Genomic DNA, 21,584 nt, shown 5'->3' with positions numbered 1-21,584 from the left:
GTCGGCGGGCGGCCCTCGGCGCGATTCGGCGCGGTGGCGCGAGCGCGTGGTCGAGTCATCTGTGCCTCCGGATAACGGGCCAGCCCGGGTTGACGGCGGTGCCTGAATACGCGCGTCCGGGCCGACTCACTCGCGCTCGCGGACGAACGTCGCCAGCTCCTCCGGCGTGGCCGACTCGCCGGTGGCGATGTATCGCGAGGCGCAGGCGTTGCCGAGTCGGAGCGCGTCCTCCCAGCCCCAGCCGCGCGCGAGGGCGTGGGCGAGCCCGGCGTCGAACCGGTCGCCGCCGCCGGTGTGTCGAACGGGGTCGACGGCGACGTTCTCGACGCGGACCCGGCCGTCCGGCGTGGCCGCGACGGTCGCCTCGGCCTCGTGGACCACCGCGCCCGCGAGCGCTGCGGCCTCACGGAGGAACGCCGTCACGTCGGAGAGTTCCTCGGGGGCACTCTCGGCGGCGATCCCGTCGGCGAGCGCGCGGGCTTCGCCGGCGTTGACGGCCAGCACCACGTCGTAGGCGTCGCCCAGGTCGGTCAGGGCGTCGACGAGTCGGTCCATCGCCGCCGGCGAGCGGGCCGACAGGCTCCCGGGGTCGAAGACCAGGTAGTTCCCGTCGAGGTCGCTCCCCGCGAGTTCCGACAGCGCTTCGGGAGTGGCGTCGAACGTCGTCCAGTTCGTCCAGAAGACCGCGTCGGCCGACAGGAGCGCGTCGAAGCGGTCGCCGACGGCCGTTCTGAGGTCGGCGAGCGACCACTCGGCGACGCCCTCGGGCGGGTCCGCGAGCAACACGTCGCCGTCGTCGAAGCCGTAGACGCCGACGCTGGCGGGGTCGCCCATCGACAGCGTCTCGACGGGGAACTCCTCGAAGACGGGGTCGTCGAGGTGGCCGACCAGCGTCACGTCGTTCCCCAGCAGACCCGCCTGCTCGGCCATGTTGACCGCGTGACCGCCGGGTTCGACGGAGGTCCGGCGGACGCTGAACGCCGGCGAGTGGCCGGTCGTGATCGCCTCGCCGAACGCCTCGCGGCTTCGCACCCGCCGCTCGCCGTCGAACACCTCGTAGAAGCGGTCGACGCTCCCGTCCGGGAGCGCGGTCACCGTCGCGGTCTGGTCGCCGGATTCGAGTCGGTCCGGGAGCGAGCGGCTCATGTGTCACCATGGGGCGCGCGGCGGAAAAGCGGCCGGCGAGCGATTTCAGCGGCGGGCTTCCAGCTTGTGGATCCGTCGCACGCCGGAGACACGCTTTTCTCGCTGCCGTCGCTCTTCAGGCGCATGTCTGTCACCGTCGAGCGCTCACTCGGGCCATCGGCGACGCCAGAACTGATCGATCTCTACGAGACCTACGAGTGGTGGGCCGACCGCGAGGAGGAACCGCTGCGCCGCGCGCTCGCGGCCACCGACGAGGTGGTCGCGCTCAGAGACGAGGAGACCGACGACCTCATCGCCGCCGCGCGGGCGTTGACCGATTACACGTACTACGCGATGGTCTACGACGTGATCGTCCGTGAGGGCCGACGCGGTGAGGGCCTCGGCGATGAACTGATGGCCGCGCTGGTGACTCACCCGCCGCTCTCGGACGTGGACCTCGGCCTCGTCGCCCGCGAGGGACTCGTCCCGTTCTACGAGGCCTGCGGATTCGAGGAGATCGGCGCCGTCGACTACCCAGATGGCGAACCCGAGACGCTGCGGCCGCTGGTATTTCGCCGTGACGAGTGAGGCCGCGCTGCTCGAACGCAGTCCGCGACGCTCGCCGAAAACGATTTATCGACCGAGACGAATTACTCCGGTAATGACGCGGCACGTCGTGCCCGCGGCGACGATCATCATTGCCCCGTCAGGGGCATAGTACCAACTTTCTCGGGGCACGACGGTTCGTTCGAATCCGCCAGCGACGCCGGTCTCGTCCGACGCCGGCGGTCGCGTCCCCCGTGGACGCGCCCGAACTGGGCCCGCTCGTGCTGTGAGTCTCGATCCGTCAGCGGCGACTCAGCCTCCGTGACGCTCGGTCTGCCGAGTCGTCCCGCATTGCGCGCCGACCGACCACGACGAGACGTATCTGTACGATGCCAGAACGACTACCGGACCACTACGACCCGAACGCGGTCGAACAGCACGTCAAGAACCACTGGAGCGACCCCGACGCCTTCCCGGGCGTCGACGCGCCCGCGGAGACCAGCCGCGCCTACGAGTACGCCAAACGGCGGGCAGCGGAGCGATGCGCGGACGGCGACGGCGAGGAGTTCTACTTCCTCGACGGGCCGCCCTTCACCAGCGGTCGGATGCACGTCGGCAACGCCTGGGGGAAGATCCTCAAGGACGCGCTGCTGCGCTATCACCGGATGCAGGGGCGCGCAGTCCGCGCTCGTCCGGGGTACGACACGCACGGGCTGCCCGTCGAGGTGAATGTCGAGCAGGCCCACGAGTTCGAGACGAAGCAGGCCGTCGAAGAGTACGGCGTCGACCGCTTCGTCGCGGAGTGTCGCGAGTTCGTCGCGGAGCAGCGCGCGGTGATGGACGAGGAGTTCCGCGACCTGGCGGTGTGGATGGACTGGGACGACGTCTACCAGACCATGGATCCCGAGTACGTCGACGTCGTCTGGGACGCCTTCGCCGCGCTGTACGACCGCGGGCTCGTCGAGCGCGGCCACCAGGTCGTCAACACCTGCCCGCGCTGTGAGACGGCGGTCTCGGACTCGCGGTTGGAGTACGAGGACCGGACCGTGGAGGCGGTGTACGTCGGCTTCTCGCTCGCCGACGGACAGGGAACGCTCGTCGCCTGGACGACGACGCCGTGGACGCTCGTGGGCAACCAGTTCGTCGCCGTCGACGCCGAGGGGGAGTACGCGGCGGTCGAAGTCGACGCCGAATCGTCGGAAGCAGACGACCCGCTGTACGTCGCCGCCGAGCGCGTCCCCGCGGTGATGGACGCCCTGGGCGTCGCCGCGGACGACTACGCGGTCACCGAGACGCTTCCGGGAAGCGACCTCGTCGGCCTGTCCTACGACCACCCGCTCGCCGACCGGCTCCCTCACCACCCGACGCCCTGCGGGGTCGTCGCGCACGCCGACTACGTCGAGACCGACGGCGACGGAACTGGGCTCGTCCACAGCGCTCCGGGGTTCGGCCACGAGGACTTCGAGCGCGCCCGCGAACTACGGGCCGAGGACGACCTCGAACTGCCCACGTACTCCCCCGTGGACCTCGCCGGGCGGTTCACCGCGGAGGCCGGGCCGTTCGCCGGCCAGCGCGTCCACGGCGAGGGGCGCGAAGCCGTCACGGAGGCGTTCCGCGACGCCGACGCGCTCCTCGGGACTGAGCAGTTCACCCACGAGTACCCGCAGTGCCCCCGCTGTGACACCGACGTGGTCTTCCGCGCCGCCGAGCAGTGGCTCGTGGGCGTGACCGGGCTGAAAGACGACCTGCTCGACGCCGTCGGGGAGACGACGTGGTACCCGGCGGAGGCGCGGGACGGTCGCTTCCGCAACACCGTCGCGAACGCGCCGGACTGGAACGTCTCCCGCCAGCGCTACTGGGGGAGTCCGCTCCCCGTCTGGCACTGCGACGACTGCGGCCGCGACGCGGTCGTCTCCTCGCGCGCGGACCTGGCCGAGCGGGCCGGACTCGACGCGGTGCCCGAGGACCCCCACCGTCCGGTCGTCGACGAGGTGACGGTCCCCTGTCCCGACTGCGGCGGGGACGCGGTGCGCGTGGAGGACGTGCTCGACGTGTGGTTCGACTCGGCCGTGGCCTCGTGGGCGAGCCTGCGCGAGCGCCCGGGCGAGTGGCCCGCCGACCTCGTCGTCGAGGGCAACGACCAGACCCGCGGCTGGTTCCTGATGCAGCTCTACCTGGGCGTCGCCTTCGCGGACCGCGCGCCCTACGAGGAGGTGCTGATGCACGGCTGGGCGCTGCTGGACGGCGAACCCATGTCGAAGTCGCGCGGACACGTCCTGCGACCGCCGGAAGTCGCCGAGACTCACGGGCGAGACGCGTTGCGGGCGCACCTGCTCGGCCACGAACAGCAGGGCCAGGACGTGACGATGACCTCGGACATGGAGGGGGTCGAGACCACCCGCGAGCGCTTCGACGTGGTGTGGAACGTCGCCCGCTTCGCCGCGATGTTCATGGCCGAGGACGACTACCGGCCGACGGTCGCTCTGACGGCGGATTCCGACGACAGAACAGTCCTCGACGAGTGGGTGCTCGCCCGCCTGCGCGAGGTGACGGAGACGGCGACCGGTGCCTTCGAGGGTCGCGAGCCGAACGTCGCCCTCGACGCGACCCTCGACTTCCTCGTCGAGGACGTCTCGCGGTACTACGTCCAGACCGTCCGCGACCGCGTCTGGACGCCGAGTTCGACGGCGGACAAGCTGGCGGCGTACGACGCGCTGGGGACGGTCCTCGGCACCACCGTCCGACTGCTCGCGCCGTTCGCGCCCCATCTCGCCGAGCGGCTCTACCACGCGCTGGACGGGCCGAGGGACGCCGGCGAACCGACGGTCCACGCGACCGACTGGCCCGACGCGGACGCGCTGGGGCTCCCGGCCCGCCCGGACCTGGTCGACCACGTCGGCGCGCTCCGGGAGGTCGAAGGGGCCGTCGCGACCGCGCGACAGGAGATGGGGCGCAAGCACCGCTGGCCGGTCGCGGAGGTCGTCGTCGAGCCGACGGACGAGGCGGTCGCGGCGGCGGTCGAAAGTCACCGCGACCTGCTGGCCGAGCGGTGCAACGCCGAACGCGTCGCGCTCACCGACCGCTATCCCGCCCGGGAGCGCGTGGTCGTCCCCGAGATGGACGCGCTCGGCCCGCGGTTCCGTGCGGACGCGACGGCCGTCGCTGAGGCGGTCGAGGGGCGGTCGGCCGACGAGTTGCCGCTGACGGTCACCGTCGACGGTCGCGAGTACGAGGTCACCGCCGAACTCGTCTCCGTGGTCGAACGCGTCCCCGACGGCGTCTCCCGCGTGCCGTTCGACGGCGGGACGGTCTACGTCGACGAGTCGCTCCCCGAGGCGCTGCGCCGGACGGGGCTCGCGCGCGACGTGACCAGGCGCGCCCAGGAGATGCGCGCGGATCTCGACCTCGGGGTCGACGAACGGGTCCGGCTGTCCGTCGTCAGCCACGACGACGAACTCCGCGCCGCGGTCGCCGACCACGACGACGACCTGCGACGCGCCGTCCGCATCACCGGCCTCTCCGTCGCGGAACCGGAGGCCGAGGCGGACGAAGACTACCGATACACGCGCGACTGGACGGTCGCTGGATCGCGGGTGACTCTCGGAATGGATCCAGTTGCCGATCCGGCGTGAGTCGGTCCAGAAGGATAGGAGGACGGGATGTCCACAGCGAGGCGGGAACGGGAGCGTGTGACCGTGCCGCGCCCCGGCGTCTTCGAGTGATACGTCGTCGGTGATAAAGGGCCGTCAGACTTCGGGCTGACAACCGGCAGACGCGGCCCCGATCGCGGTCCGATCTCCGCCCGTTCCCCCGAATTCCCTTCCGCCGGCGCGACGCCGGAGCCGTTCGCCGGTCCCCTGCTGGCTGTCCGTAGCTCGTCGGCGGGTCGGTGAGTCGACCTGGTTTATGTGGTTATATACCTATTATTCTCTGGATCCCCTTCCTGTATAATAATTTTGCACCAAGAGCGTATTTTCCTGGACGAATCCGGTTTATTTTTATCAGAAGTCCACGACCGTCCACGTATGGGATCCGAGGTAAACCCGTTCGAGAGCCTACAGGAACAGATCGACGAAGCCGCCGAGTACCTCGACGTTGACGAGGGCATGCTGGAGCGGCTGAAAAACCCCGAGCGGATCCTGGAGACGAACCTCTCGGTCGAGATGGACGACGGTTCGATCGAGGTCTTCCGCGCGTTCCGCTCGCAGTTCAACGGCGACCGCGGCCCGTACAAGGGCGGCATCCGCTACCACCCGCAGGTCTCCCGCGACGAGGTCAAGGCCCTCTCCGGCTGGATGGTCTACAAGACCGCCACGGTCGGCATCCCGCTGGGTGGCGGGAAGGGTGGCATCATCATCGACCCCGACGACTACTCCGAGGACGAACTCGAGCGCATCACGCGCGCCTTCGCGAAGGAGCTGACGCCGATCATCGGTGAGGACCGCGACGTGCCCGCGCCGGACGTCAACACCGGCCAGCGGGAGATGAACTGGATCAAGGACACCTACGAGACCCTCGAGAACACGACCGAACCGGGCGTCATCACCGGCAAGGACATCTCCAGCGGCGGCAGCGAGGGCCGCGTCGAGGCGACCGGCCGCTCGACGGTCATCGCCGCCCGCGAAGCGTTCGACTACCTCGACAAGGACCTCGAGGGCGCCACCGTTGCCGTCCAGGGCTACGGCAACGCCGGCTGGATCTCCGCGGACCTCATCGACGAGATGGGCGCGAACGTCGTCGCCGTTTCCGACTCCAGCGGCGGCATCTACAACGAGGACGGTCTCGACCCCGTCGCCGCCAAGGACCACAAGCGCGAGACCGGCAGCGTCGTCGGGTTCGCCGACGCCGACGAGGAGATCACCAACGACGAGCTGCTCCAGCTCGACGTCGACCTGCTGATCCCTGCGGCCCTGGAGAACGCCATCGACGAGGAGATCGCCGAGGGCGTCCAGGCCGACGTCATCTCCGAGGCCGCCAACGGCCCGATCACGCCCAAGGGCGACGACATCCTCGAGGACAAGGACGTCATCATCGTCCCGGACATCCTCGCCAACGCCGGCGGCGTCACCGTCTCGTACTTCGAGTGGGTCCAGAATCGCCAGCGCTTCTACTGGGACGAGGAGACCGTCAACGAGCGCCTCGAAGACATCACCGTCGAGCAGTTCTGGAACCTCGTCGAGGCCTACGAGGAACACGACCTGCCGAGCCTCCGCGTCGGCGCTTACGTCGTCGCGATCCAGCGCGTCCTCGACGCCGCGGAGCAGGCCGGCACCTGGCCGTAACTCCCTGCCGACGTCCGCACGTTCGTCAACTTCGAACGGCCCCGTTCCGTTTTAATCTCCATTCCCGATCGTTCTTTTGGTTTTTTCGCCGCGAAGGTATCCTTATGTCGTCTCGGACAGTGGATTAGAACAACTACGATCAGGCCTCTGAACTGTATTGGTCGTTCGTGAGGTAATACGTGCCAAAGGCTGTTAATATACCTTAGTGTGGGTATAACGGTCATATAGTCTATCAGGCCAAGGGTTTTAGCCTGCGATTCGGAACCACGGGAACACCGATGACTACCTTCTCTCGTGACGACGGGGACCAGCGGTTGGCCGACCCGGCCGACGCGCGGTCCAACTGCGGCGTCGGGGTCGTGATGGACCTCGACGGCGACGGTGGGCACTGGGTCCTCTCCGACGGACTGGAACTGCTCGAGAACCTCGAACACCGCGGCACGACGGGCGCCGAGGAGTCGACCGGCGACGGCGCGGGCGTCATGATCCAGACGCCCCACGACTTCTTCTCCGACGAGGTCGACGCCGACCTCACGCTCGGCGAGTACGCCGTGGGCTCGCTCTTTCTCCCGAAGGACGACGGCGACGCGCGCGAGGAACTGAAAGCGATCGTCGAATCGCAGTTCGCCGACGAGGGCCTCGACGTGGTGGCCTGGCGGACCGTCCCGACCGACAACAGCGACCTCGGTCAGACGGCCCTGGACTCCGAACCCGCGGTCGTCCAGGTCTTCGTCGAGTCAGCCGAGGGCCTGACCGGCGACGAGTTCGACCGCCAACTCTACACGGCCCGTCGCGTCCTCGAGACCCACGTCGAGGAGACCGAACCGGAGGGCCACGAGCGCTTCTACGTCGTCTCGCTGGCGACCGACACCGTCGTCTACAAGGGCCTGCTCAAGGGCGAGCAGGTCGCCGACTACTACCCCGACCTGACGGACGAGCGCGTCGACACCACCTTCGCGATGGTCCACGCCCGCTTCTCGACGAACACGCTGGGCGCGTGGCACCTCGCCCACCCCTACCGCGGGATCATCCACAACGGCGAGTTCAACACCATCCAGGGCAACATCAACTGGATGCGCGCGCGGGAGACGGACTTGGACTCCGACGCGTTCTCCGATCTGGACAAACTCAAGCCGATCATCGACGACCCCGAGCAGTCGGACACGGCGAGCGTGGACAACGCCCTCGAACTCCTCATGCTCGAAGGGCGGGACCTGCCCCACGCGCTCCGGATGCTCATCCCCGAGGCCTGGCGCGGCGAGGCCAACGACGTGACCGGCGACCGCCGCGACTGGTACGACTACCACGCGTCGCTCGTCGAACCGTGGGACGGGCCCGCTCTCGTGGCCGCCACAGACGGCGACCGCGTCGGCGCCGTCCTCGACCGCAACGGCCTGCGGCCCTGCCGCTACGACGTGCTCACCGACAACACGCTCGTCATGGCCTCGGAGGCGGGCGCGCTCGACACCGATCCGGCCGAGATCGAGGAGCGCGGACGCCTCCAGCCCGGCCAGCTGTTCCTCGCCGACCCCGAGGAGGGCCGGGTCGTCCCCGACGACGAGGTGTTCGAGGACCTCACCGACGAGACGTACGGCGAGTGGGTCGCGGACAACCAGGTCGACCTCGCCGACATCAGCGCCGAGGACGACAACCTGCCCGCCCACGAGTTCGACGAGCTGCGAGCCTACCAGGCCCAGTACGGCTACACCTACGACGAGGTCGACCACCTCATCGAGCCGATGGCCGAGAAGGGCAAGGACCCGGTCGGCTCGATGGGCGACGACACGCCCCTCTCGGTCCTCTCGCAGTTCAACCGCCCCCTCTTTACCTACTTCAAGCAGCTGTTCGCACAGGTGACCAATCCGCCGCTGGACTACATCCGCGAGGAACTGGTCACCTCGCTGGAGTCGCGACTCGGCCACCAGCAGAACCTGCTCGGCGAGTCGCCCGAGCACGCCCGCCAACTGGTCGTCGACTCGCCGGTCCTCACCGACCAGCAGACCGAGGCCATCCGCGAGCTGGACGCCAACGGCATGTCCTCGGTCGTCGTCGACATCAGCTACGACCCCGACGAGTACGACCTCCGCGAGGCCGTCGAAGTCGCCCGCGAGGAAGCCTCTGACGCCGCGACCGAACACGATGTCATCGTCCTCTCGGACCGCGAGGCGGGCGCCGACCGCGTCGCCATCCCGAGCCTCCTCGCCGTGGGCGGTATCCACCACCACCTCGTCCGCAACGGGCTGCGCAACCACGTCGGCCTCGTCGTCGAGTCCGGCGACCCGCGGACCGTCCACCACATCGCCACGCTGGTCGGCTACGGCGCGGGCGCGGTCAACCCGTACCTCGCCTACCAGACCATCGAGGACCTGGTCGCCGGTCCCGACGGCGCCGAACTCTCGAAGGCCATCGACGCCTACGTCAACGCGCTGGAGGACGGCCTCCTGAAGACGATGGCGAAGATGGGCATCTCGACCGTCGAGAGCTACCAGGGCGCCCAGATCTTCGAGGCCGTCGGCCTCTCCAGCGACTTCGTTGCGGAGTACTTCGAGGGCACCGCCAACCGCACCGAGGGCATCGGCCTCGAAGAGATCGAGGAGGACCTCCTCGACCGCCACGAGGTCGCCTGGGGCGAGGACCCGGACCTGGAGCGACAGGGCGAGTTCGAGAACCGCTCGGGCGGCATCCACCACCAGTGGAACCCCTCGACGGTCGGGACGATCCAGCAGGCCGTCCGCACCGGCGACTACGAGCGCTACAAGGAGTTCGCCGCCGAGATCAACGAACAGAACGAGCAGCTCCAGACGCTACGGGGCCTGCTGGAGTTCGACTCCGACCGGGAGTCGATCCCGATCGAGGAGGTCGAACCCGTCGAGGACATCGTCACGCGCTTCGAGACGGCCGCGATGAGCCAAGGGAGCCTCTCCCCGGAGATGCACGAGAACAACGCCATCGCGATGAACCGGCTCGGCAGCAACGCCAACACCGGCGAGGGCGGCGAACCCCCGGAACGGTTCGGCACAGAGAAGGAGTGCGGCATCAAGCAGGTCGCCTCCGGCCGGTTCGGCGTCACCAGCGAGTACCTCTCCGAGGCCGACGAACTGCAGATCAAGATGGCCCAGGGCTCCAAGCCCGGCGAGGGCGGCCACCTCCCCGGCAAGAAGGTCAACGAGATGATCGCCCACGTCCGCTACGCGACGCCGGGGGTCGGGCTCATCTCGCCGCCGCCGCTGCACGACATCTACTCCATCGAGGACCTGAAACAGCTCATCCACGACCTGAAAGCCTCCAACCCCGACGCCGACATCAACGTCAAGCTCGTCGCCGAGGACGGCATCGGCACCATCGCGGCCGGCGTCGCGAAGGCCAACGCCGACAAGGTCCACATCTCGGGCCACGACGGCGGGACCGGCGCGTCACCGAAGACCTCCATCAAGAACGCGGGCCTGCCGTGGGAACTCGGTCTCGCCGAGGCCAACCAGATGCTGCGGGCGACGGGCCTGCGCTCGCGCATCGAGGTCACCACCGACGGCGGGATGAAGACCGGCCGCGACGTGGCCGTCGCCGCCCTGCTCGGCGCCGAGGGGTACGCCTTCGGGACCGCGTCGATGGTCACCTCGGGCTGCGTGATGGCCCGCCAGTGCCACGAGAACACCTGCCCCGTCGGCGTCGCGACCCAGAACGAGAAGCTCCGCGACCGCTTCCCCGGCGAGCCCCAGCACGTCGTCAACTACATGACCTTCGTCGCGCAGGAACTGCGGGAGATCATGGCCGAACTCGGCTTCCGGACCGTCGACGAGATGGTCGGGCGGCCGGACGTGCTCGCCCAGCGCACCGACGTGACCCAGCCCAAGGCGAAGAAGGTCGACCTGTCGGGCGTCATCGCCGAGCCCGCCGGCGACGACGACCGCTACAAGACCCGCGAGCAGACACACGACGTCGCGGACGCGCTCGACTGGGACCTCATCGAGGAGGCCGAGCCCGCCCTCGAATCAGGCGAACCGGTCGCCGTCTCGACCGAGGTCGATAACATCCACCGCGCCGTCGGCGCGACCCTCTCGAACGAGGTCTCCGCGCGCTTCGGCGGCGAGGGACTGCCGGACGACACCATCGACGTGCGCCTGGAGGGCACCGCGGGTCAGTCCTTCGGCGCGTTCCTCCAGCGGGGGATCACCATGGACCTCGTCGGGACCGCGAACGACTACGTCGGCAAGGGACTCTCCGGCGGGAAACTCCTCGTCAGGACCCCCGAGAACGCCAACTACGCGGCCGACGAGAACGTCGTCATCGGCAACGTCGCCCTGTACGGCGCGACCCAGGGCGAGGCCTACGTCAACGGCGTCGCCGGCGAGCGCTTCGCCGTCCGCAACTCCGGCGTGAAGGGCGTCGTCGAGGGCGTCGGCGACCACGGCTGCGAGTACATGACCGGCGGCACCATCGTCGTGCTGGGCGAGACGGGCAAGAACTTCGCGGCCGGGATGTCCGGCGGCGTCGCCTACGTCTACGACCCCGACGGCAAACTCGCCCGCAGGGCGAACACCGGAATGGTCTCGATCGAACCGACGCTCGACGAACTCGACCGCCAGATGGTCACCCGCCTCGTCGAGAACCACGCCGAGTACACCGACTCCGAGCGCGCGGCCGAACTGCTGGCCGACTGGGACGCCGAACTGGAGCAGTTCACGAAGGTGATGCCCGACGCCTACGCCGAGGTCATCGAGGAGCGCGAGGGCGACGACGTGCGCACGGAACTGCCCGACCCGGCCGCGCCGGCCTCCGACACCGGCGTCGCGAGCCACGGCCAGGCCGACGACTGACGCCACCGTCTCGACGTTTCCTAGCCCTTTTCCCTCGTCACAGTCACCTGTCACTCCACAGGCGCTCACCCGGTACCACCGAACTACTCACGAGTTGGTGGCGTCGAAGGGCGGTGAACGCCGCCGAGTCGTCTGCCGATTCTTCACCGGAACAGAAGGACTATTAGTCAGCGGAATGTGTTATCTCGATAATGAGTCGTGCGGATAGAGGACGTGATAAGCCGCGTGCCATGATACACCGTCGGATCCTCGACGTCGCGGCGTCGGACCCTGAGGCGTCGCTGGCCGCGATCGCCGACGAAGTCAGCGGGGCGTCTACAGACCTCGTCGAGCGCGTACTCGACGAGTACGGGGATCCCGGCCGCGAAGCGGACGCCGGCGACCAGGGGGACGAATCCGGGGACGAGACCGACGCCGGCTCGACGGAAAAAGATAACGGTTTGACATCAGACGATGCCGATTCGACACAGGGGGACAACGATCTGACATCCAACGACACCGGTTCGATGCAGGGGGACACTGATTCGACGCACGGGGGAACAGAATCGACACAGGGGGACACCGATTCGGTGCAGGGGAACGCCGAACTGGTGGCCGACGGCGCCGATTCGACGCCCGACAACACCGGTTCGACGCCGGACGGCACCGATCCGATGGGGGACGACGCGGGATCGGTACCGGGCGCCGCCGATCCGACGCCCGGCGGCTCCGAACTGGTCTCTTCCGACGCGAAACCGATACCGGACGACACGGGACCGACAGCGGACGACGCGGACCCGACGCCCGACGAGATCCCGGCGGCGTCGTCGCTCTCCGAGAAACAGCACCGGACCCTGCGAGCGCTCTACGAGCGGCCGGACGCCTCCCAGGGCGACCTCGCCGAGGACCTCGACGTAACGCGCGCGACGGTCTGTCGGCGACTCAACGCGATCCCGGGCTTCGAGTGGTCCGACCGCCACGCGTTCGCCGAAGCCGTCTTCGGCGACGACGCGGACTCCCCGTCCGACGGAGGCGGCGATACCACCGTGGGCGACGCCGGACTGTCGAGCCCCGGGGTCGAATCGTCGGGGGACGGCGCCGACGGATCGGGGGCGGATCGCGACGATCGGAGCGAATCGGAGGGCACTGTCGAAGGCGAACGACCGTCGGGGCTCGACGACGTGCGGTCGACCATCGCCACTCTCGACGAGCGAGTCGCGGTGCTGGAAACGCGCGTGGCCGACGACAGCGACGCGGCTCCCGGGGGGAGCGCAGAACGGACCGCGAGTGAGACCCGTGCCGGCGAGCCGGTCGGCTCGCTCCCGCCGGAACTCACACACAAGGTGATCCACGCGTGCATGGAGTCCGACCGCGTGACCGAGGACGAGGAACTGGACGTGCTCCGGGCGTTCATGCAGGGGTGAGGCGACCCGTCGGGCCAGCGGGCCGTCGTCCACAACCACTAAGTCGCTCGCTCTCCGTCTGTCGCACATGTTCCACGCCGGATCCTCCGTCGCAGTCGCCGCCGGGACCGGCGTGTTCGCCGATTCTCCGAAACGCAAACGGTCGTGAGCGGCTCCCGGCGAGCGTGGCGTCCTCGTCGCGGGCCGATTCCGACCGGTCGCGGAGCGCGTGCGGGCGCACTGCACGCACCGCGACCGTCCGCCGTACCGCCCGACGACCGATCCCGGGCAGCCTATCACCCACCGACGCGAACACCACCCAATGACAACGTTCCAGTTCCGCGGCGTGTACCCCGCGATGTGCACGCCGTTCGACGACGACGGCAGTATCGACTTCGAAACGCTCCGACGAGACGCCCAGCGGCTCGAAGCGGCGGGCGTCGACGGCCTCGTCCCCTGCGGGTCGACCGGCGAGTCCGCGACGATGACCCACGACGAACACATCGAGGTCGTCGAGGCGGTCATCGACGCCGTCGACGACGTGCCCGTCATCGCCGGGTCGGGCTCGAACAACACCCGCGAGGCGCTCTCGCTCTCCCGGCGCTCGGCCGAGGCCGGCGCCGACGCGCTCCTCCTGATCTCGCCGTACTACAACAAGCCCGAGCAGCGCGGGTTCGTCGAGCACTACGAGCGGATCGCCGACGAGGTCGACCTCCCGCAGATCGTCTACAACGTCCCGTCCCGAACCGGCCAGAACATCGAACCCGAGACCGTCGAAGAACTCGCCGAACACCCGAACGTCCAGGGCTACAAGGCGGCCAGCGGCGACATGGGCCAGATCAGCGAGATCATCGAGCGGACGCGGGACACCGACCTCGACGTCCTCTCGGGCGACGACGGGATGACGGTCCCGATGCTCTCGGTCGGCGCGACGGGCGCGATCAGCGTCGCCGCGAACGTCGAACCCGAGCGCACCTGCGCGATGGTCGGCGCGGCGCTCGCCGAGGACTTCGAGCGCGCCCGCGAGATCCACCACCGCCTCGGCCCGCTGTTCCGCGAACTCTTCGTCGAGACGAACCCCATCCCGGTCAAGGAAGCGATGCAGATCCGGGGCTACGGTCCGGCACGCATGCGCTCGCCGCTGACCCGTCTCTCGGAGGAGTACCGCGACGACCTCGAAGCGGTGCTCGACGACCTGGAAGCGGAGACCTTCGACTACGAGGACGAGTACGCGGAGATTGAGCGATGACGACGGCTATCGCGGTCAACGGCGCGGCCGGGCGCATGGGTCGGACGGTCATCGAGACGGCCGCCGAACGCGACGACGTGGAGGTCGTCGTCGGCTTCCACGCGAGCGACGCCGGCGAGATCGGCGGCGTCCCCGTCGTCGGTGCGGACGAGGTCCCCGAGGCGCTCGCCGAGCACGACCCCGACGTGGTCGTCGACTTCTCGCTCCCGGAGGCGGCGCTGGGCATCGTCGACGCCTGCGTCGAGGTGGACGTGGGACTCGTCGTCGGGACGACCGGCTTCGACGACGACGGGTTCGACGCGCTCGAAGCGGCCAGCGACGAGATCCCCGTCCTGAAGGCGACGAACTTCTCCCGGGGGATCCAGGTGCTCCTCCGCACGGTCACCGAGGCCGTCGGCGCGCTCGACGGCTACGACCTCGAACTGATGGAGACTCACCACAACGACAAGGTCGACGCGCCTTCCGGGACGGCGAACACCATCCTCGAAACCGTCCAGGACGAGCGCGACGTGGAACCCGTCTACGGGCGCGAGGGCCACGCGCCGCGCGAGGACGACGAGATCGGCGTGTTCGCCCGCCGCGCCGGCGATGTCCGCGGCGAGCACGAGCTCGTCCTCGCCGGGAACGACGAGGTCGTCTCGCTCTCCCATCGCGCGGAGGATCGCGCCGTCTTCGCCGCCGGCGCGCTCGACGCCGCGGTCTGGTTGGCCGACCGGGGCGACGGCTGGCACGAGTTCGACGAGGTCATCGACGCCGAGTGACGCGTCTGGCCGCGGCGGTCGACGGGGCCAGACCACGACCGCTATTACGCCGGAGCGAAAACGCCCGAGCAATGAGTCTGCAAGCCGACGTCGAGGACCTCTGGGCGAAGAAACAGGACGGCCTGACCGCCGCCGACGCGACCGACGACCACCTCGCGGTGCTGGAGGAGTTCCTCGCCGCGCTCGAAGCCGGCGAGGTCCGCGCCGCCGAGAAGTCCGGCGGCGAGTGGGAGGCCAACGAGTGGGTCAAGCAGGGCATCCTCCTGAACTTCGGCCTGCGCGAGACGGAAGCCCGCGAGTACGGCGACGTGACCTACCACGACGTGCTCCCGCTGCGCGAGACCGAGGACCTGGCCGAGCGCGGCACCCGAAACACGCCCGACGGCACGGTCATCCGCCGGGGCGCCTACGTCGGCAGCGACGCCATCCTCATGTCGCCGGCGTTCGTCAACATCGGCGCACACGTCGGGGACGGCACGCTCGTCGACTCCTGCGACACGGTCGGCTCCTGCGCACAGATCGGCGATAACGTGAAACTGGGCGCCAACACGCTCATCGGCGGCGTGCTCGAACCGGTCGAGGACGCGCCGGTCATCGTCGAGGACGGCGTCTCCCTGGGCGCGGGCTGTCGCGTCACCTCGGGGTTCGTCGTGGGCGAGAACTCCGTCGTCGGCGAGAACACGCTCCTGACGCCCCGGATTCCGGTCTACGACCTCGTCGAGGAGGAGGTCCTCTACGGCGAACTCCCGCCGGAGCGCCGCGCGTTCACCCGCTTCGTCGAGTCGTCGGTCTCGGACCACGACCTCATCGACGGCGGCGCGTACAAGCCGGCCGTCGTCGCCACGAGCGTCGAGGAGGAGACGCTGGAAGCAACCGAGCGCGAGGACGCGCTGCGGGAGTGAGCGGACAGCGGTGACTGTCGTCCTCTGCGGCGTCGGTGCCGACACCGGCAACGTCAGGCCCGTTCCGGCGGTCGATCCGGCGGGTCGGTTCGAGTACGTCCCGATCCCGGAGAAGGGCGCGACGAGCGAGACGGCAACCTACGGGACGCTCGACTGTCGGCACCGGGACGGCTCGCTCGCGGACCTGCTCGACGGCGTCAGACCGGCCAGCGACGGCGATTGGCTCACCGACCCGGAGGCGATCCGCGACCGGCCGGTCCACCGCGACCCGAACTTCGAGGCGCTCACCTACGGCGAGCACCGGCCCGGCTACGTCGCCAAGCTCCGCGACCTCGACCCGGGCGACGCGGTTGCCTTCTACGGCGGCTTCCCCGGCCCGGAGACGGACTACAAACACCGGTATCTCTTCGGGTACTTCACCGTCGCCGAGTCGCCGGTCGTCGTCGAGCCCGAGATGGACCCGGGGGAGAAAGCGGCACTGCTGGACGACCACCCCGAGAACGCCCACGCCAAGCGATTCGCCGAGCACGGCGACCTCTACCGCCACGACGCCGACTTCACCGAGCGACCGCGCCCGGTGGTGATCGTCCCCGGGCGCGAACCCGGCGGCCTGCTCGACCGGGCGATCCGGCTGAGCGACCGCCGGACGGGGCCGAACTACTACATGGACGAGGCGGTCGCGGAGGTTCTGGAACCCCGGTCGGGGAGCGAACGCGGCGCGCACCTGGGCGGGTTCAAGCCCGCCGTCCGGTGTGACGTGGACGCCGACGCGTTCGCGGCGTTCGTCGAACGCCGGTCGTAGCACGGGTCGACTGCGGCGCCTGGGCCGATCGACGGCTGGGTTCACCGGCCGGTGCCCACAGTTGCTGGGTCTGAAACTCGGCTCCGGGCCTTATTACCCCGCTACCACAGTAGGTGTACATGGAAGCTATCGAGGCGACCGAGGTATCGAAGCGCTACGGGACGGAGACCGCGCTGGACCGGGTCGATCTCACCGTTCGGGAGGGGGAGACGTTCGGCTTTCTCGGGCCGAACGGCGCCGGGAAGTCGACGTTCATCAACCTCCTGCTCGACTTCGTGAAGCCGACCGAGGGGTCGATCGAACTGTTCGGTCACGACTGCCAGCGCGGCGGCGTCGAGGCCCGCGAGCGTATCGGCGTCCTCCCCGAGGGGTACTCGGTGTTCGACCGGCTCACCGGCCGCCAGCACGTCGAGTACGCCATCCGCTCGAAGGAGGCCGACGCCGACCCGCTCGACATCCTCGACAGGGTCGGCATCCGCGAGGACGCCGACCGGCAGGCCAGCGACTACTCCAAGGGGATGGCCCAGCGGCTCGTGCTCGGGATGGCGCTCGTCGGCGAACCCGATCTGCTCGTGCTCGACGAGCCGAGCACCGGGCTCGACCCGAACGGGGCCGCCGAGATGCGCGAGATCCTCCGCGAGGAGAACGAACGCGGCGCGACCATCTTCTTCTCCTCGCACATCCTCGAACAGGTCGAGGCGGTCTGCGACCGGGTGGGCATCCTCCAGGACGGCGAACTCGTCGCCGTCGACACGATCGAGGGGCTCCGCGAGTCGCTCGGCGGCGGAACGAAACTCGTCCTCGCCCTCGACCCGCTCGACGAGGGGACGCTGACGACGATCCGCGGGGTCGAGGGGGTCGAGACGGCCGTCGCGCGCGACGACGACACCGTCGAGGTCACCTGCACGAACGACGCGAAGATGGACATCCTCGTCGCCCTCCACGGCGCCGGCGTCGACGTGGTGAACTTCCGCACCGAGGAGGCCTCGCTCGAGGACATGTTCATCGAGTACACGGGGACGAGCGCTCGATGAGCTGGCGGGTCGTCGCCGGGCGGGACGCGGACGTGACAGTCGAGGCCCGCTCGGTCAAACTCCTGCTCGGCATGCTCGTCACCGCCGTCGTCCTGGCGGGGTACGTCTATCCCATGATCGGGCGAGAGCCGTACACGACGGCTCGCTTCTCTGGGTTCGTCCACGGGCTCGTGACGACGCTGGTCCCGTTCGTCGGCATCCTCCTCGGCTACAACGCCGTCGTGAGCGATCGGGAGTCGGGGGCGATCCGGCTGACGCTCTCGCTGCCTCACAGCCGCCGCGACGTGGTCGCGGGGACCTACGCCAGCCGGACCGGGCTGTTGACCGCGGCGGTCGTCGGCGCGCTGGTCGCGGCCGGCGCGCTCGTCGTCTATCCCTTCGGCGACCTCGAACTCGTTCCGTTCCTCCTCTACGTCGCCCTGACGGTCGCGTTCGGCGCTGTCTGGAGCGGGCTTGGGATCGCCGTCTCGCTCGCGGTCGCCACCAGCCGGCGCGCGCTCGTGCTCGGGTTCGGACTCGTCTTCCTGTTCGTGGTCGTCTGGGACGCGGTCGAACGGGCGCTCACGCTCGGGCTGAGCGCGGCCGGCCTCGCCGACGACGGCCTCCCGTGGCCCGTCCGGTTCCTGATCGAACTGGAACCCGGTCACGTCTTCGGCCGGGTGACCGCCGGGTTCGTCGACCCGGCTCGCTCGGTCGGCGACGCTTGGTACCTCTCCGAGTGGCTCGCGCTCGGCCTGTTGGTCCTCTGGGTCGTCGGGCCGCTGGGACTCGCGTACGCCCGCTTCGCCGGGAGGGATCTGGCGTGAGCTGGCGCGTCATCGCGGGCAAGGACGTCCGCGACGCCGGTCGGTCGAAGGCGATCTGGCTGCTGTTCGGCCTGCTAGCCGCCGTCTCGTGGGGGTACGCGTACGGTCACGAGTTCCTGGGCGAGTCGACGTTCCCGTCGTTCCTCAACGGCCTCGCCGGGGTGGTCGCGGTCGTCCTCCCGGTGGTCGCGATCCTCCTCGGGTACAAGTCCGTCGTACACGAGCGAACCAGCGGGAGCCTGTTCCTCTCGCTGTCGTTCCCGCACTCGCGCCGGGACGTGGTCGTCGGGACGTTCGTGGGTCGCGCGGTCGTCCTGCTGGCGCCGACGCTGCTCGCCCTGGCGGTCGCGGGCGGTATCGGCGCCGTCCGCTACGGCACCGACGGCGCCGCGATGTACCCGTGGTTCCTCTTCGTGAGCGCGCTCTACGGGGTGGCGTTCGTCGGCCTCGCCGTCGGGCTCTCCACGGCGACGACGGTCGACAGGTGGATCACGCTGGGCGCGTTCGGCGGCTACCTGTTCGTGGTGACGTTCTGGAGCGGCGTCAACTCGCTGACGCTGCTGATCCTCCACCGGTTCGACGCCAGGGTGCTGGCCGACATCCCCGACTGGGCCCTGCTGTTGCGATTGGCCGGACCGAGCGAGTCGTACTATCGGCTCGTCCGCGCCGGATTCGACGTCCCGCGCGCGGCCCGGTACGTCGGCGAGGGGTTCCCCCTCTACGTGGACTGGTGGGCGGCCATCGCCCTGCTGGTCGCCTGGTCGCTCGTCCCGGTTGCGGTCGGCTATCACCGGTTCAGGGGAGCTGACCTGTAGGCCCGCGGCCGTCGACGGCGGCGACGGTCGCGTCGCGGCCGGTCGGCGGGTCGCCCGGCGTCTCACGCGACCGGCCGAATAGAGTGCTTACGGGCGCCGCGGAGCCGATATCGGAGTGGGTCCGGACGCGCGATTCGGGAGCCATCAGCCGACCGGGCCAGTCGCCGCGCTCGACGGGGCGACGAGTCAAAGCGCACGTTCTGGTTGGGGACCCCCGTCCGCAGGAGGACGTTACTCGGACTCACGGGCGATTAACAATTGGTGACTCGCGCGGCTTCCCACTATGGAACGCGTCGCCTCGCCGCGGCTCGCGATAGTCGTCCTCCTCGGCGTCGTCACGCTCGGCGGAGCAGCGGCCGCGACCGGCACGGGTCCGGCCGCCGGACTGAGCGACGGACTGACCGTCTCCGGCGGGGTCTCCCCGCCCGCGGACGGGCCCGCGTACACGGTCGACACGGACGCGGACGACGGTGACGGCGGAGACCAAGAGGACGAGGACGAAGCGGACGAGAAAGAGGACGAGGACGAAGCGGACGAGAAAGACGACGAGGACGAGAAAGACGAGGGGGAGAACGACGACGAGGGCGACGAAGATGAGGACGAGAAAGACGAGGGGGAGAACGACGACGAGGGCGACGAAGATGAGGACGAGAAAGACGACGGGGACGGCGAAGCGGACGGGAAAGACGACGAGGGCGACGAAGACGACGAAGACGGCGAGTGGTGGGACTGGGGGGACAGCGGGAACGAAGCCACGACAACCGGACACCCCGTATCGACGCCGACCGCCACGATAACTGCCGTCCCAACGGAGATCCAGACGGAGGTTCCTTCTCCGTCTCCGACCGCAACGCCGACGGCCACGCCGACCGCGACGACAGAACCGACGACCGCGACGGCCGCACCGACTGCGACGCGAACGACCGCACCGACTGCGACGGTCACGTCCACGGGAACACCGACGGCGACGCGGACGCCGACGGCGACACCGTCACCTACGTCGACAGAGACGCCTGAGCCGACGGCGACGCCTGAACCGACGGCGACCGATTCGCCCACGCCGACAGCGACGCCGGATCCCAGGTCGACGCCGGCGGTGACGGAAACTCCCACGGACACCCCGACGGCGACGCCGACCGCGACGCAGCGGGTCGGTGCCTCCACGGAGGGTGCGACAGTTACGCCGACACAGGCCGAGACGGCGGCGGAGTCGACCTTCGAGGTCGTCCAGACGAGGATCGCCGAGCGGACCGTGGCCGTCGGCGAGTCCGTGGTCGTCGAAGTGCGGCTGACGAACCGGGGAGACCAGAGCGACAGGGAGATCGTGGCGCTCCGCGTCGACGGCGAACCCGTGGCGACGAAGGGGCTCAGACTCGACGCGGGCGAGTCCGACGTGATCACGTTCGAGCGGTCGTTCGACGACCTCGGTGACCACGAACTCACCGTCGAGGACACGGAACTGCCGCCGGTGACGGTCGTCGAGTCCGAGACGACTACGGACTCGCCGACGGCCCGGAATCAGACGGCGATAGCGCCCCCGAGCGGCGAGCACGCACCGAGATCCGAGCGCGTCGACGTGGTCGACGCGAGCGGACTCGCCGACTGGGTGCGGACCGGCTACAACGCCTCGGTCGAGGCCACGCTGGTCAATCGCGGTGACCGGGCGGCGGTCCACACCCTGTCGGTCGCGGTCGACGGGAAGCCCGTCGCGAACGAGACGGTCCAGGTCCCGCCGGACGCCCGGACGAACGTCTCCGTCGAGTTCCCGGCGGTCGCCGGGGAGGTGACCGTCGACGGCGCCGAGGCGGGCACGCTGGTCGTCGGCGACTCCTGGGACGCGGCCGCCGACGCCGAACCCGAGCCGACGAGTTCTCGCGGCCCCGGCTTCGGGTTCGGTGCGGTCGCGGCGGCATTCGCCGTCTGCGCGCTCGCCGCTCGGGCGGTCCGCTCGACGGGGAGCGGCGACTAAGCCGGCTGTCGATTGAATCACGCTCGCGTCGATCGGCGAGCGGCGCGATGTCGTCCGGAGCCCGCTCCCGCTGAGACTGCGGACTGAATCGTTCCGT

Annotated in this window: 14 protein-coding genes; 13 read left to right on the top strand and 1 reads right to left on the bottom strand. The window is 69.5% G+C overall.

The window, feature by feature from the left end; all coding sequences use genetic code 11:
• Positions 1–126: 126 nt before the first annotated feature.
• Positions 127–1,146: a carbohydrate kinase family protein gene (locus tag PSC72_RS01765; protein WP_274324179.1), complete on the bottom strand. Its 1,020-nt coding sequence runs from the start codon at positions 1,144–1,146 to the stop codon at positions 127–129.
• Positions 1,147–1,269: 123 nt separating this feature from the next.
• Between PSC72_RS01765 and PSC72_RS01760 the strand changes: the two genes are divergently transcribed.
• The 13 genes from PSC72_RS01760 (at position 1,270) to PSC72_RS01700 (ending at position 21,487) form a co-directional block, all read left to right on the top strand.
• Positions 1,270–1,713, top strand: coding sequence for a GNAT family N-acetyltransferase (locus PSC72_RS01760; RefSeq protein WP_274324178.1), 444 nt, complete (start codon positions 1,270–1,272; stop codon positions 1,711–1,713).
• 347 nt (positions 1,714–2,060) lie between these two features.
• The gene (gene ileS, locus PSC72_RS01755) at positions 2,061–5,303 is read left to right on the top strand and encodes an isoleucine--tRNA ligase (RefSeq protein ID WP_274324177.1); all 3,243 of its coding nucleotides are present in this window, start codon (positions 2,061–2,063) and stop codon (positions 5,301–5,303) included.
• 393 nt (positions 5,304–5,696) lie between these two features.
• A complete protein-coding gene (locus PSC72_RS01750; RefSeq protein WP_274324176.1) occupies positions 5,697–6,953 on the top strand; it encodes a Glu/Leu/Phe/Val family dehydrogenase in 1,257 nt (418 codons plus the stop codon).
• Positions 6,954–7,231: 278 nt separating this feature from the next.
• Complete coding sequence (gene gltB, locus PSC72_RS01745) at positions 7,232–11,767, top strand: glutamate synthase large subunit (protein ID WP_274324175.1); 4,536 nt, start codon at positions 7,232–7,234, stop codon at positions 11,765–11,767.
• A gap of 230 nt (positions 11,768–11,997) precedes the next feature.
• A complete protein-coding gene (locus tag PSC72_RS01740) occupies positions 11,998–13,170 on the top strand; it encodes a hypothetical protein (protein WP_274324174.1) in 1,173 nt (390 codons plus the stop codon).
• Positions 13,171–13,471: 301 nt separating this feature from the next.
• Positions 13,472–14,398: a 4-hydroxy-tetrahydrodipicolinate synthase gene (dapA, locus tag PSC72_RS01735; protein ID WP_274324173.1), complete on the top strand. Its 927-nt coding sequence runs from the start codon at positions 13,472–13,474 to the stop codon at positions 14,396–14,398.
• The gene (gene dapB, locus PSC72_RS01730) at positions 14,395–15,159 is read left to right on the top strand and encodes a 4-hydroxy-tetrahydrodipicolinate reductase (protein ID WP_274324172.1); all 765 of its coding nucleotides are present in this window, start codon (positions 14,395–14,397) and stop codon (positions 15,157–15,159) included. The genes dapA and dapB overlap by 4 nt, the downstream gene beginning before the upstream one ends.
• 71 nt (positions 15,160–15,230) lie before the next feature.
• A complete protein-coding gene (locus PSC72_RS01725) occupies positions 15,231–16,061 on the top strand; it encodes a 2,3,4,5-tetrahydropyridine-2,6-dicarboxylate N-succinyltransferase (protein ID WP_274324171.1) in 831 nt (276 codons plus the stop codon).
• Positions 16,062–16,071: 10 nt separating this feature from the next.
• Complete coding sequence (locus PSC72_RS01720) at positions 16,072–16,863, top strand: Nmad3 family putative nucleotide modification protein (protein ID WP_274324170.1); 792 nt, start codon at positions 16,072–16,074, stop codon at positions 16,861–16,863.
• Between the two features lie 119 nt (positions 16,864–16,982).
• Positions 16,983–17,897, top strand: coding sequence for an ABC transporter ATP-binding protein (locus PSC72_RS01715; protein WP_274324169.1), 915 nt, complete (start codon positions 16,983–16,985; stop codon positions 17,895–17,897).
• Positions 17,894–18,703, top strand: coding sequence for an ABC transporter permease (locus tag PSC72_RS01710; RefSeq protein ID WP_274324168.1), 810 nt, complete (start codon positions 17,894–17,896; stop codon positions 18,701–18,703). Before PSC72_RS01715 ends, PSC72_RS01710 begins: the two co-directional genes overlap by 4 nt.
• Positions 18,700–19,518, top strand: a complete 819-nt coding sequence (locus tag PSC72_RS01705; protein ID WP_274324167.1) for an ABC transporter permease — start codon at positions 18,700–18,702, stop codon at positions 19,516–19,518. Before PSC72_RS01710 ends, PSC72_RS01705 begins: the two co-directional genes overlap by 4 nt.
• 283 nt (positions 19,519–19,801) lie before the next feature.
• On the top strand, positions 19,802–21,487 hold the full coding sequence (locus PSC72_RS01700; protein WP_274324166.1) for a hypothetical protein: 1,686 nt from the start codon (positions 19,802–19,804) through the stop codon (positions 21,485–21,487).
• Positions 21,488–21,584: the final 97 nt, after the last annotated feature.

This window comes from Halosimplex aquaticum (assembly GCF_028747785.1).
GTDB classification, from domain to species: Archaea; Halobacteriota; Halobacteria; order Halobacteriales; family Haloarculaceae; genus Halosimplex; species Halosimplex aquaticum.
Note: the sequence above shows the minus strand (reverse complement) of the source record. Positions and strands in the feature narration are given on the sequence as shown.